Source organism: Finegoldia dalianensis (assembly GCF_046255015.1).
GTDB classification, from domain to species: domain Bacteria; phylum Bacillota; class Clostridia; order Tissierellales; family Peptoniphilaceae; genus Finegoldia; species Finegoldia magna.
The window spans coordinates 318,535-333,271 of sequence record NZ_JBDLBQ010000001.1; the positions used below are offsets into that span (position 1 = coordinate 318,535).

12 protein-coding genes and 1 other annotated feature are annotated in these 14,737 nt (G+C 29.3%); all 12 genes read right to left on the reverse strand.

What is annotated here, in order from left to right; all coding sequences use genetic code 11:
- Positions 1–2: 2 nt before the first annotated feature.
- Positions 3–2,354 carry an endonuclease MutS2 gene (locus ABDJ34_RS01715; RefSeq protein ID WP_412701160.1) on the reverse strand — a complete coding sequence of 784 codons (2,352 nt, stop codon included), beginning with the start codon at positions 2,352–2,354 and terminating at the stop codon, positions 3–5.
- Positions 2,355–4,496 (reverse strand): U32 family peptidase, encoded by a 2,142-nt coding sequence (locus ABDJ34_RS01720; protein ID WP_412701161.1) that lies wholly within the window; start codon positions 4,494–4,496, stop codon positions 2,355–2,357.
- Positions 4,480–5,112: a cell division protein ZapA gene (zapA, locus tag ABDJ34_RS01725; protein ID WP_412701162.1), complete on the reverse strand. Its 633-nt coding sequence runs from the start codon at positions 5,110–5,112 to the stop codon at positions 4,480–4,482. Before zapA ends, ABDJ34_RS01720 begins: the two co-directional genes overlap by 17 nt.
- Before the next feature lie 8 nt (positions 5,113–5,120).
- Positions 5,121–7,493, reverse strand: a complete 2,373-nt coding sequence (pheT, locus tag ABDJ34_RS01730; protein ID WP_412701163.1) for a phenylalanine--tRNA ligase subunit beta — start codon at positions 7,491–7,493, stop codon at positions 5,121–5,123.
- 8 nt (positions 7,494–7,501) lie between these two features.
- On the reverse strand, positions 7,502–8,524 hold the full coding sequence (gene pheS, locus ABDJ34_RS01735) for a phenylalanine--tRNA ligase subunit alpha (RefSeq protein ID WP_412701164.1): 1,023 nt from the start codon (positions 8,522–8,524) through the stop codon (positions 7,502–7,504).
- Positions 8,525–8,561: 37 nt separating this feature from the next.
- Positions 8,562–8,749, reverse strand: a binding site (T-box leader).
- A 19-nt stretch (positions 8,750–8,768) separates the two neighbouring features.
- Complete coding sequence (locus tag ABDJ34_RS01740) at positions 8,769–9,500, reverse strand: TrmH family RNA methyltransferase (protein ID WP_412701165.1); 732 nt, start codon at positions 9,498–9,500, stop codon at positions 8,769–8,771.
- Positions 9,478–10,155 carry a potassium channel family protein gene (locus ABDJ34_RS01745; RefSeq protein WP_094207221.1) on the reverse strand — a complete coding sequence of 226 codons (678 nt, stop codon included), beginning with the start codon at positions 10,153–10,155 and terminating at the stop codon, positions 9,478–9,480. Before ABDJ34_RS01745 ends, ABDJ34_RS01740 begins: the two co-directional genes overlap by 23 nt.
- Before the next feature lie 9 nt (positions 10,156–10,164).
- Positions 10,165–11,499 carry a TrkH family potassium uptake protein gene (locus ABDJ34_RS01750; RefSeq protein ID WP_094207222.1) on the reverse strand — a complete coding sequence of 445 codons (1,335 nt, stop codon included), beginning with the start codon at positions 11,497–11,499 and terminating at the stop codon, positions 10,165–10,167.
- Positions 11,500–11,621: 122 nt separating this feature from the next.
- Positions 11,622–12,632, reverse strand: a complete 1,011-nt coding sequence (asnA, locus tag ABDJ34_RS01755; RefSeq protein WP_412701166.1) for an aspartate--ammonia ligase — start codon at positions 12,630–12,632, stop codon at positions 11,622–11,624.
- 124 nt (positions 12,633–12,756) lie between these two features.
- Positions 12,757–13,077: a septation regulator SpoVG gene (spoVG, locus tag ABDJ34_RS01760; protein WP_412701167.1), complete on the reverse strand. Its 321-nt coding sequence runs from the start codon at positions 13,075–13,077 to the stop codon at positions 12,757–12,759.
- A 127-nt stretch (positions 13,078–13,204) separates the two neighbouring features.
- Positions 13,205–14,203 (reverse strand): glycosyltransferase, encoded by a 999-nt coding sequence (locus tag ABDJ34_RS01765; RefSeq protein WP_412701168.1) that lies wholly within the window; start codon positions 14,201–14,203, stop codon positions 13,205–13,207.
- 6 nt (positions 14,204–14,209) lie between these two features.
- Positions 14,210–14,731: a TVP38/TMEM64 family protein gene (locus ABDJ34_RS01770; RefSeq protein ID WP_412701169.1), complete on the reverse strand. Its 522-nt coding sequence runs from the start codon at positions 14,729–14,731 to the stop codon at positions 14,210–14,212.
- Positions 14,732–14,737: the final 6 nt, after the last annotated feature.

A 14,737-nucleotide genomic window follows, 5' to 3' on the forward strand; every position in this document is an offset into this window, starting at 1 on the left:
CCTTACTTTAAATAAATGAAAGTAGCTCCAAGCCCGCCTTCATTATAAGCTGCATCTTCAACCTTTTTGATTCTTTTATCACTTCTTAGGTATTCTCTGATACCTTTTCTGAGCATACCAGTTCCTTTTCCGTGAATTATATTCACTTTTTTCAAACCGACAATTACACAGTCATCAATGTATTTGTCAAGCTCGTATATCGCTTCTTCGATATTCTTACCACGCAAATCAATTTCGCTTTTTATATCAGAATTAGCTTTATTTTTTATAATACTTTTAATGCTCTTTGATGATTGAATTACTTCTTGTTCTTTAATTTTCTTCAAATTCTTAACATTGGCATTTATCTTTAAGATACCCACTTGAACCAATAAATCACCTTTTTTATCAGGCTCTGAAACAATAGTACCTTGTTGGTCAATTCCTAAGATTTCGACTTCATCTCCTAATTGAAGATTTTGTTTCTTAGATGTTTCGTTCAATAGTTTTTTAGTGGAACTCTTTTTAATTCTTTTATTAAATTTACTTTCAACATCATTAGCTACTGTTCTGGCATCAGATTCTTTCTCTAAGAATTTTAATTTATTGATAAGCTCACGTGATTCTTCCTTAGCTTGAATATAAATTTCATTTGCGTTTTCTTTTGCTTCATTAATAATTCTTTCTTTTTCGAGTTTTGTCTTTTCAAGTTCTTTTTCGTATCTGTCACGAAGCTTTAATAAATCTTCTTTAAGTTCTAATTGTCTTCTTTTATCTTCGTCAATTTGTTTCTTTTCAGATTCAATATCTGATAAAACATCCTCAAAATCTTTGTCTTCTTGAGACAAGATTTCCTTTGCATTATTAATTATATCATCATCAAGACCAAGTCTTCTAGAAATTTCAAATGCATTTGATTTACCAGGAATTCCAATTCGCAATCTATAAGTTGGTGATAAAGTATTTACATCAAATTCTACTGAACCATTTTTTACGTATCTTTCTGTCAATGCAAATATTTTAAGTTGAGAATAGTGAGTTGTAGCAATTGTTCTTATAGATTTGTCTAAGAAAATTCTCAAAATTGCAATCGCCAACGCCGCTCCTTCTGTTGGATCTGTTCCTGCACCAAGTTCGTCGAATAACACAAGAGAATTAAACGTAATATTATTTACAATGTGGACAATGTTTTTCATATGAGCCGAAAAAGTTGACAAAGATTGTTCTATACTTTGTTCATCACCAATATCTGTGAATATATTATCGAATATTGCTACTTCCGAATTTTCATCTACGGGAATTAAAATTCCAGATTGTGCCATTAAAGTTATCAGACCTACTGTTTTAAGTGTTACAGTTTTACCACCAGTATTAGGTCCAGTTATTACCAATGTATTATAATCATCACCAAGATAAATACTTATAGGCACAACTTTTTTCTTGTCCAATAAAGGATGTCTTGCATTTTTGAAATTAAAATATCCATTAGTGTTTAGTTTGGGATTTGTCGCATCAATTTCTATCGCATATTTTGCTTTAGCGAATATGAAATCTAATCTTGATAAAACATCCTGATCCACAAAAATCGAATCCTTAGCATCATAAACTCTATCAGAAATTCCTTTCAAAATTCTTATTATTTCTTCTCTTTCTTCTGCTTCAAGCATTCTCAATTCATTGTTTAATTCTACAACCTCCATCGGTTCGATGTATACTGTTTGACCCGAAGAAGAATGGTCGTGTACGATTCCTTTAAAAGATGATTTATGTGAAACTTTTACAGGAATTACATATCTATCATCTCTCATAGTTACGATGTTTTCTTGTAATGCTTGATCATTAGAAGATAAAATACTGTTAATTTTATCTCTAATATTTTCTGTCTTTTGCCTTTTAGTTTGTCTAATTCTAGCGAGATTTCTACTAGCATTATCGCTAATTTCATCTTCGGAAATTATTGCATTATTTATAGTTGCTACTAAATCGGGCTCTTCTACCAAAGAATCCATCATTGCCATAATCATAGGGTAATTTTCGTGATTTTCGTCAGATTCTCCAGCGTATCTTTTTATATCGTGAACGCTACTTAAGATTTGGCCGATTTTCAACAAAACTTCTGGAACTATGTATCCACCCTTTGATACATGCATTATACTTGCTTTAACATTTATAATCTCATATATAGGAGGATTAGAAAATTTGTAAATCATACTCATAGCTTCATAAGTTTCATCCAAACTTTGTCTGATTTCATCCTCATTTATCATAGGTTCCAATTTATTGGCTATACTTTTCCCCAATTTAGATTTGCAAAGTTTTTCAATTTTATTTTTTATTTCGTTGTATTCAAGTGTGTTTAATGTCTTTTTATCCATTTATAAAATTCCTTTTTTAAAATGAAATTCATTAGATTTTCCAGTTGCATATTTGTTTTTCCTAATTGAATATAAGTTGAAATCTATATCATTCTCATCTATCTTAATTCTATCACAAGAATAAATTAAAGAGTAATCGTCCATTCTTACAACCTTATATTTAGAAAAATCTCCTTCAATATAACAATCATTAAACTTACAGAACTCACAATTTTTCCCATTACATTTTATTATGCTCGAAAAAGGACAATAAATAGTAATCATATTAACTAAGTTTTCTTCAACAACCAATTCATAATTGTAATTTGAATTTTCTACAATTTCTTTAATTTCAGATTTGTTTAATTCAACTGATAAAGTTATTACATCTACTCCCAAATCATTTAAAACTTTTGCTGATAAAGTATTAAATACATTCATCTGATAGTCACTAACAACAAAATCAGCTCTAATATCCCTAGCTATAATAATATCTCCAATATTATTGATTAAAAGTTTGGATACATTATTTTCTCTGCACTTTTTTATAAACTTATCCGTTTTTTCTTGATTCAAAAATCTTGGAACTCTCACGATGTATTCTGATGAAATTTTATTGCTGTAACCATCCACTTCATCTACATAAACTGTTTTATAACTTGAATTATTAATTCTATTTTTTTCTATTAGATTATCTAAATTTTTCAAATCAACATTTTTTTGTTTTCTATGATTAAAATCAGCTTTTTCTTCCAAATAGAATTCTATGAAATCTCTTCTTATCTGATTTATCTGACTTTTCGATAAAAATAATCCATCATCTAGTATAATTTCCAGCTCAGAAATATTTACTGGATAGTTTCCTGTTTTTAGTACTTGATTACGTATAAAATCATCATCTATTGGCTTATTTTTTGCGTCATCGCAAATTATATTAGTGTTATATATTAGATCATTTACAAATATTTGAATAGGTTGAAATTTTTTACAAATAAACTTGACTTGTAAATCAAATTTCACATTTTTTTCTTCATTTGATTCATCAACTATTTTAATGTGACTAACTCTTTTTACATCAGAATTTTCAAGAGCATCACCTATGTTTTTAAATGAAGCTATGCTATTTTTCGTATAATTCTCAGTTAATGTCAACGGAAAAGTATTTTTCCCGTTAGAAAGTATTAAAATATCTTTCTTAAATACATCTTCTGTAAATTTTATTTTCCCTTTTCCTAATACTTTTCCTACTGTGTTACCTTTAATTTGATTTTTCCTACCAAGTTCAACGTAATTGTATCCATTTGTATTATTGATTAATCCTTTTGTAAATCCACGATTTTTAACTTCGTCTAAATAATAATCGTATTTACCATTGTCTAATTTTTCTCTGTAAGATTTTACAATAGAGTACACGTATTCCTTGGATTTCATTCTTCCTTCGATTTTCAAACTATCACAATATTTTGCGATTTCGTCAACATTATCGATAGTACACAAATCTTTTGGACTGAGATAAGACAGCTTTGAATTAATAGTTTCGTTGGCTAAAATAATCTTGTAATCCTTCCTACAAGGTTGAGCACATCTTCCTCTATTTGCACTTCTATCACCATTTAATGAACTCATCAAGCATTGCCCTGATTGGCACACACATAATGATCCATGAATGAAAACTTCTATTTCAATGTCACAGTTTTTCCTAATATTTTTTAATTCTTCTAAATCAGTTTCCCTAGCCAATACAATTCTTTTGAAACCAAGTTCTTTGGCAATTAATACCCCATTCAAATTATTAATGTTCATCTGAGTAGATGCATGTAAATCCAAATCAGGAAATAACTTGTTTACAAGATATGCCAGACCAATATCTTGCACAATTAGTGCATCAATATCGATGTTATATAATCTGTTTACATAATCAATTGCCTTGTGAATTTCTGATTGTTTTATAAGAGTGTTTAATGTTACATAAACTTTTACGTTTCTTAAATGGCAGTATTTTACAACTTCCTTAACATCTTCTACAATAAAATTTTCAGCATAAGCCCTTGCGGAAAATTCTTTTGTTCCAAGATAAACGGCATCAGTTCCCGCACGGACACTTGCTTTTACCATGTCCCAATTTCCGCAAGGAGCTAATATTTCACTAATCAATGATTTCATCCCTTTGATAATCCATTAAAATATTTTCTAGCTTATTTTTTTCAAAAGCTAATTTATTATATTCATCTTTTAAATCTTTGTATTTTTGAGATATATCATCATTTTCTGTTTCGTAAAATTCAATTTGCTTTTTCAAATCTTCCGTAGTTTTATTCTCTTTTTTGAGTTTTGTTTTTAAATCTGATGCTTTTTGTTCATATTGCGCTTTGATTTCGTTAGTGTATTTTTCAGCTTTTTTCTTTATATCTTCTTTTTCCTTTTCAGAATTTTCTTTAATTTCATTGTATTGTTTAGTCATTTGTTTTAAGTTTGTTTCTTTAATAACCAAATTTTGATACAATTTTTCGCAATCAGATTTTAAGTTAGAATAATCCTTGATAATTGGATCATTCTCTTTTTTGTATTCATTTAATTCAGTTGTTAAATTATCGTGAGTTTCTGCCAAATTCATAAGAGCTAAGATAGTTGCATTCAATGTCGTTAATTTTGAATTTCTGTTTTTACAATCTGCAATATCCTTGTTAATTTTCTCAACTATCTTATCTGTTTCTTCTTTAGATTTTTCAGTAACAATATTGTAAGTTGAACCTTGAATTACAACTTGTAATTTGTTCATATACATTCCTACTTTCTCAATGTTGCGTTGAATTTTTGTTCTAATGAATTTAATATTTCTTCTTGTATTTTTTCAATAGTTTTGTCTTTTAATGTTTCATCTTTTGATTGATATATAATTCTGTAAGCTAAGCTCTTCTTATCATTATCAACATGTTCACCTTTATATTCATCAAATAAGTAAACATCCTTGATGATACCATTAGAGTGGTTTAGAATTTCTTTTTCAATTTCAATACTTTCCAATTCTCTATCCACCACAAGAGCTATATCTCTTTCAATTGAAGGATATTTACTAATTGGTGAGTAAAGCTTTTTGAAATCCATATGTTTAATTAATTCTGTAAAATGAATTTCTCCAATATAAACTCTATTATCAAAGTCATAGTTGTCTCTTACTTCATAACTTATTTCACCAAATGTTGCGATCAATTCACCATTTACAAATATATCAGCACATCTACCGCTGTGATAAGTTTTATTATCTTTGTTTTTTACGATTTCATAATTATCAATTCCCAATTCGTTAAATAATGCCAAAATCATAGATCTAACATCGTAGAAATCATAATCTCCATACATTCCCAAAGCTAATTTTTTAGTTACGATTCTTTCGTTTCCGACCAAATGGAAAGTATTGCCCAATTCATATACGCAAATATCTTTGATTTTATTTTTATAATTCTTAGATAGTATATCCAAAATATTTGGTATAATTGTGGATCTCATCACAGAGAAATCTTCTCCTAGTGGATTGATTAGTTTGATCAATTTATCATCATCCATTTCAATCATTGCTTTAGAATAGGATTTTGGGCTGATGAATGAATAAGACAACACTTCAAAAGTATTCATAGAATACAAAGCTTTTTTCGTATTATCTATGGCAATTCTTTCTTCGCTCTTAACACCTCTCTTTAGTTTTCCGATAAGAGGTTTAGCGCCAATTTTCTCAAATGTGTAAATTCTTCCAACTTCTTCAATTAAATCTTGATAAATTGAAACGTCTTGTCTGTGGAATGGAACTTTAACTTTGATTTTTTCGTCGTCTTCTGACACAATTTTAAATTCCAATAATTGTAATATATTTTTAATTTCTTCATTTGAAATATCTGATCCTAATAAATCATTGCATTTTTTGTAAGATAGCTCTACATCTTCTAATTTTTCTTCACATGTAATCACATCTATAGAATTATTAATCACAGTGGCATTTGTAATATCTTCAATTAATTTACAAACTCTCAATGACGCTAAATCACATAATTGTTGGCTTACACCTTTTTCAAATCTTGTGGAGGCATCAGTTCTTAAAGATAATCTTCTTGATGAAAGTCTAATTGTATCGCTATCAAAACTTGCAGCTTCAATAAGCACATTTGTAGTATCTGATGTTATTTCTGAATCAAAACCACCCATAATTCCAGCGATACCTAATGTGTTTTCACCATCACAAATTATTATATCATCTGATAATTCACGTTCAACATCGTCTAATGTTGTAAATTTTTGTGAACCAGATTCTTTTACTATAATTTTCTTATCTGTGATTTTATCCAAATCATAGGCGTGAATTGGTTGACCAGTTTCCAACATTACAAAATTTGTAATATCAACAATATTGTTAATAGGTCTAATTCCAGATTGAATAAGTCTATTTTTTAGCCATTGTGGACTATCTCCTATTTTTACATTTTTTACAACTCTAGCCACATAACGAGTACACTTGTTAGTTTGAATATCAACAGAATTTACGTAATCATTGATATCTTCACCAAAGTTTTTGATTTCAATAGAAGGATATTTGATTTTTTTGCCAAAAGATGCGGCATATTCTCTTGCCATTCCTAAAACGGATAAGCAATCCGGTCTGTTTGGTGTGATTTCAAACTCAATTATAGGTTCATTAATTTCTAGTGATTCAGTAACAGTTTCCCCAATTTTATTTTCAGATAAAACAGCGATTCCATCTTTGGAGTTTTTATCTACAACTGAAGTTTCAAATCCCATTTCTTCAAAGCTTGTCAACATTCCAGGGCTCATAATTCCTTTAAGATCAGCTTCTTTTAAAACAATATCTCCAGGAAGAGTTGCCCCTACCTGTGCATAACAAACAAACATATCTTCTTTGATGTTTTTTGCACCTGTAACTACTTCGATATCTGAATTTCCTGTATCCAATGTAACTATAGATAATCTATCGGCATTTGGATGCTTATCAATTTGCTTTATTTGAGCTACAATTAATTTATCATTTAAATATTTACTTTTATCTATAACCGATTCAACGTGACTTCCTGTTTCTGAAAGTCTATCTGTAATAGTTTTTATCGATTCGTCTACATCGACGTAATCTTTAAGCCAATTAATAGGTAATAACATATTTCCTCCTAGAATTGTTCCAAAAATCTCTTATCGTTATCGTACAACAATCTTATATTGTCGATTTTGTGTTTTACCATTGTAATCCTGTCAACTCCCATACCAAATGCAAATCCAGTATAAACTTCAGGATCTATTCCACAATTTCTTAAAACATTTGGATGGACCATTCCACATCCTAAAAGCTCCATGCTCCAACCTGTATCATTGCAACTTGGACATCCTTTGCCTTTACAATCGAAGCAAGTAACATCTACTTCCATTGAAGGTTCTGTAAATGGAAAATAATGTGGTCTAAATCTAGTTTCTATTTCTTCTCCAAATAAGTTTTTTATGAAAATATTGATTGTATCCATTAAGTTAGCCATAGTAACGCCTTTATCCACAACCAATCCTTCGATTTGATGGAACATTGGTGAATGTGTATCATCTACATCATCAAATCTAAAAGTTCTTCCCGCAGAAACCATTCTAATAGGTGGTTTTTGAGCCTTCATTGTTCTGATTTGTACACTTGATGTGTGAGGTCTAAGTACAGTTTTATCATCCAAATAAAAAGTATCAGATAAAGATCTTGAAGGATGATATTTTGGTGAATTTAATAAATCGAATGTATTTTCAACTGTATCAATTTCAGGACCATCCACAATATCAAATCCCATTGTTTGAAATAAATTTTCCAATTGGATTATAGTTTCATTAAGTGGATGTCTGTGAGAAATCTCTCTGACACCTCTATTTGCAGTTACATCTAATTCTTCTTCTTTTAATTTAATCTTTTTTTGCTCTTGTTTTAATTGTTCGAATTTATTGGACAACAATTCTTCTATTTCAGATCTAACTTCATTTGCTAATTGTCCCATAATCGGTCTTTCTTCTTTAGAAAGTTTACCCATATTTCTTAGAACAAGTGTCAAATCACCTTTTTTGCCAAGAACTTTTACTCTAATATCTTCTAAAGATTTTAAATCACTGGCATTATCGATTAAACCAACAGTTTCTTCTTTAATTTTCAAAATTTCTTCTTTCATTATTTTCTCCTTAAACAATAAAAAAATCCCTCATCCCCTATGGGACGAAAGATTGTATTTCCGCGGTACCACCCAATTTATGATAACATCACTCGCAAGTTTAACGCACTCTACACGGCTATACTAGCAACTTCAAAGCGAACCAACAAAATTCGATAAATATGTCACACCAAACCATATCTCTCTTTGTATCTAGTTTTGTATTTTCTTCTTCAACATTTTTAATTATTGTATAATATAACTACTAATTTGTCAATTTTGATAGGTAAAACATGCTCAAACTAGCAGCTATGGAAGCATTTAATGATTCGGTTACATTGTCCATAGGAATTATTAAAAATTCATCAGCGTATTTTTTTATTTCATTACTAATTCCATTTGCTTCATTTCCAATTATTAGAACATGTTTTTCTTTGTCCTTAACCTCAAGAATACTTTTAGAATTTTTCTCCAAAGATGTCTCATAAATTTTAAATCCATTTGATTTATAATTCTCTAAAACATCAATACTTTCATAAGAAATATTTATTCTGAATAAGCTACCCATAGCACTTCTAATAGTTTTCAAATTATAAATATCGCAACTATTGTCAGATAAAATAATTTTATTATAATCAAAAGCTTCTGCACTTCTTATTATTGTCCCCAAATTTCCTGGATCGTTTATACATTCAAGAAATAGAATTTTATCTGTATCCTTATCTTTGTTCTCAATAAAATCAACTACACAAATTATACCTTCAGGATTGTTCATTTCGCTGAGACTGTTGAAAGTTTTTGAATCAAAACAAACACAACCATCAATAATTTCTTCCCCTTCTCTTAGTATTATTTGTTTGATATTTAAATTTGATTTAATCGCTTCTTCATAAAGCTTATAACCTTCTATTACAAATTCGTTATACTTGTACCTATATTTCTTCTTATAAAGTGATTTTACGTGTTTGTATATTTTATTTGAAGTAGAGGTTATCATCTTTATCACCTGTTTCAGTAATTTTGTCCAAATCTTTATTTGATCCAATTACTATCAAGTAATCTTCAAACTTTACTGTATATTCTGGTGAAGGGTTGATATTCATTTCTCCATTATTCTTAACAGCAACAACGTTAATGCCGTATTTACTTCTCATACCAATATCAATGAAGTTCTTTCCTATCCATTCTTTTTTTGGAGTAATCTCTGCAATTGAATAATCATCAGTAAATTCAATATAGTCGAAGATTTGATCACTTATTAAACTCTTAGCAAGTCTTACGGCTGAGTCATTTTCTGGAATTATTGCTCTATCTGCTCCAACCTTAAGTAAAATATTACCGTGAAGAGTATCCTTAGCCTTTGTGATTACTTTCTTCACCCCTAATTTTTTACAAACTACAGTTGATAGAATTGATGCTTCAAAATTTGAAGATATAGCAACTATCGCCACATCGAAATTTCCAACACCGACTGAACTCAATGAATTTTCTGTCAAATGTTCAATATACACCGCATGAGTAACAATACGACTCATTTCATCTACAGTATCTTCATTATTATCTATTAATAAAACTTCGTGGCCAGTATTGGATAATTCAATAGCACATGCTCTACCAAATCTACCACAGCCAACTACTACAAATTGTTTCATATTTAAAACCTAACCTATTATAATATTTTCGTGAGCTTCTTTGTAAGCTTTTTTGTTTTTCGTATTCGACAACGCAAACAGAATTGTTAATGATCCCACTCTACCTATATACATCGTAGAAATTATCAAAATCTTTGAAATAATATTTAAAGTCGGAGTTAAACTTCGAGTTAAACCAACTGTACCAAATGCGCTTACTACTTCGTAAACTACATCTAAATATTTTGCTTTATCTATGACTAAAATCGCAAATGTAACAAAAATTACCCAAACCATTGATAAAGTAATTATAGCTAAAGCTTTTTTAACTTGAGAAAATCTAATTCTACGATTGAACACTTCTACATCTTCTTGACCTTTAATCTCACTCAGAGCTACAATAATTAATAATGCAAAAGTTGTCGTTTTAATACCTCCGGCAGTACCTGCTGGAGATCCCCCAATAAACATATTCAATATAGATAAAACACTTGAGCTATCCAATAGTTTTGACTGATCAATTGCTGAAAAACCAGCCGTTCTCAATGTCACAGCTTGAAAAACCGAATTAGATATCTTGTCCGTCAAGCTTAAATTACCAATTGTTTCTGGATTCAAAAATTCCATAGCAAAAATTAAAACAGATGTTATAGATAACATCAACACAGTTGTTGTAAGTACAATTTTTGAGTGCAATGAAAATTTCTTAAAATCAAAACCATTGTGTAATATATCAAGTATTACATTAAAACCAATACCACCTATTACAATTAAAAGTCCAATTACCAACAAAATAAAAAAGTTAGTATTAATATCAATTAGAGAATTAGGTCCCAAAATATCGAATCCTGCATTGCAAAAAGCTGAAATTGAATGGAAGAAACTATAAAAAATACCCTTAAATCCATACATGGGTACAAATTTCGTCATCAGCAAAAAAGCACCAATTGTTTCAATAGTGAAAGTAGATATTAGTATATATCTTATGAGTTTTACCATTCCTTGCATATCAATACTATTCGTTTGCTCTTTAATAATTAATCTATCTTTTAAGGTAATTCTTCTACCCATGACAAGTGCAATTAAAGTTGCAAATGTCATAAAACCAAGTCCACCCATTTGGATTAAAATGATTATAATTAATTTTCCAAAAAAGCTCCATGTGCTGTAAGTTGCAACAGTAACTAGTCCTGTTACGCATACAGAAGAAGTTGCTGTAAACAAACAATCTATGTATGGAACTTTTGTTGCATTTTGACTAATAGGTAATGACAATAATAATGAGCCTACTACAATCAAAAAAAGGAAACTAAGAATCAACACCAATGGCGGATTGTCTTCTAAATATTTTTTTAAACGTTTCATAAACAAATCATACTACAAAAGAATTTAAAAGTAAAACAAATTATTGAACATTTTACAAAAAAAGAGTTACTTATTTATTCAAATAAATAACTCTCTTATAAAACTAATTTTATAACTCTAAATTATAATAATTTGATACCCAACTTATCACATTCTTCAAGCATTTTTTTTGGCCAAATTGATGATTGAACTTCTCCTATATGTGCTTTTTGTAAGAAAAACATACAAATTCTGGATTGACCAATACCTCCACCTATAGATTGAGGAAGTATATCATTAATCAGCATTTGATGATATTCTAAATTTTTTCTATCATTATTTTGTTTTTTGTCTAGTTGATAAATCAATCTATCCTTATCAACTCTAATTCCCATAGAGCTTAATTCAAGGCAATTGTCTAAAACAGGATTATAAACTAATATATCTCCATTTAAGCTCCAGTCGTCGTAATCGGGAGACCTGTCAGAATGAGATTTCCCCGATTTTAAAGAATCACCAATTCCAATCAAAAACACAGATCCGTATTTTTTAGTAATCAAAGTTTCTCTTTCATCTGAAGTATTATCCGGATACATTTCTTCTAACTCTTCAGTAGTTACAAAAGTAATTTCATCTCTAAGTATTTTTTTGTAATCATCATAAGAATTAATCAACATTGTTTGAGTGTCTAAGAAACATTGATATATATTTCTTACTGTATCTTTTAAAAATCCGACATTTCTGTCTTCTTTTGAAATTACTTTTTCCCAATCCCACTGATCCACATACAATGAATGTGTGTTGTCACAAACTTCTGAAGGTCTGATAGCATTCATATCCGTATAAATACCTTCTCCTACTGGGATCTCGTAGTTTTTTAATGCTATTCTCTTCCATTTTGCAAGTGATTGTACGATTTCCAACCTACTCATTGAACCATCTTCCAGGAATTCAAAACCTACGGGTTTTTCGATACCATTTAAGTTGTCATTAATCCCAGTATTAGCTCTAACAAATAGCGGAGCAGAAACTCTAGTCAAATTTAAAGTCTCAGACAACCTATATTGAAAAAAATCTTTGATAATTTTAATAGCTTTCTGTGTTTCTAATAAATCCAAAGAGGATTTGTATCCTTTCGGTACTTTTAATTCCATAAATATCTCCTTTATTCAAAATTAACCATATTTTATTATTATATCAAACATACGAAATATGTAAAATAATTTGAATCGGATAATTTAAGCACTAAAAAAAGCACCTTAATAGATGCTTTTTGTACTATTCTTTTTCTGCAGTTTCTATATTATCTTCAGTCACTGGCTCAGTTTCTTCAGAAGATTGTTTTTCAAATTCTTCATTGTATTTATTGATAACTGCTACTTCAATTTTTTCTCTGGCTGGAGAACTAATTGGATGAGCTATGTCACGATATTTATTATTACCGATTTTTCTACTAGGCATAGCTAAGAATAATCCCTCTTCACCTTCTATAACTTTGATGTCATGAATTACTATTTCGTCATCAAAAGTAACAGAAGCAATTGCTTTTAATCTGTTATCAATATTTAGTATTTTAACTCTAACATCTGTAATTTGCATAACCTCACCACCTTGTGTTTTATATATATAATTATACCGCTAAAAAACTCTTTTGTAAATAAATGTAAATATTAAACAAAACATTTATATATAATATATTTTTATGAGATTAAGATGTCACTAAATCTTAAGCATCTTCTAATTTTAAATAAATGCTTTTCAATTTTTCTCCAATTTTCTGAACACTTCGTTCTTTAACATATCTATACGCTTCTTCAACAGTAGAATATTTGCCATTTATTATATTAACAATTTTGTTTTTAAACTCATCATTGGTTTTTGCTTTGATAACTTCTTTACCATCAGTAAACATATTTTCGTAAATTTTAATGTCTCTTACCAAAACTTTTATTTTAGAAGCGAAAGCCTCTAATAGTACAATTCCTTCTGTCTCTTCTCTGGTCATAAATAGGAACAAATCACTCCCTCGATAACAATCTACCAGTTCTTTTTGATCAACATATCCAGCCATAATTACATTATCCGGCTTATTTTTTATTGCTTTTTTAATATTAGTAGTCAATAGTTTAGGATTAGTGTGACCAAACCAAATAAATTTGTACTGCGGAAGCTTCCTTGCAACTTCTAAAAAATCATCCAGACCCTTTCTCTTCATCAAATGACCTACAGAAATAATAACTTTATCATCATCTTTCAAATTATACTTATCTCGAAATCTCTTTCTGCTATCTTTGTCGCCCTTAAATTTATCAAGGTCAATACCATTCGATAGGCTGTATATTTTCTTATTGATTCCATATCCTTCAAGTATGTTTTTAGAATATTGTGATGGAGTTATAATAATATCTCCTATATTGTAGCAACTAATAATCCATTTTTTAAAAAGTCTGCTCAATAAATTCGCTCCACGAAAAGAATTTCTAAAATCTTCCATCGTGGAATGCCCATAATAAATAACTTTCTTACCTTGTTTCTTTGCTTTTCGTCCGAATTTTTTTGATTTTGGCATTATAGTATTTATATGAACAATATCATAATCGTCAGTTTCATCGGTTGTGTAGTCAATATTATTTAGTTTCAAAGCTTTTTCCTGGTGTTCAATCGCTTGACCTACTCCACTTTGCTTTACTAAATCATAATCTCCTTTATATATCAAAATTTTCATTTATTCTTAAATCCTTAATACTAGTTTCTTAAATAATACTTCCAATCCTAATGAATAAAGAGCTATAGACATAGGCTTTCCTAATATAATTATCCAGAAATATTTTTGGAATTTCATTTTTGTTGTTCCAGCTATGTAACATAGCATATCGTCTGGTGCAATTGGAAAAAATATCAAAGCCGCAAATACATTATCAAATCTGTTCTTTTTGGTAAGAATTTTGATGTATTTGTTATATGCCCTTTCTCCAAAAATTGCTATAATCAATGGAGTACCATATTTTCTGCCAATAAAAAATACAATTATTGACCCTATACAAATACTTACATAATTGTATACAAATCCCATCCAAGATCCAAATAAAATTACTCCACCCAGGCAAGTTATACCACCGGGAATTATTGGGATAATTACTTGCATAATCTGAAATAAGAAAAATATCAGAACAGCTAATTTCCCAAACTGATTCATAAATTCTTGAAACTTATCGATATCTTTAAGTATTCCTGTTCTCCATGCGTAAATCATAACGCA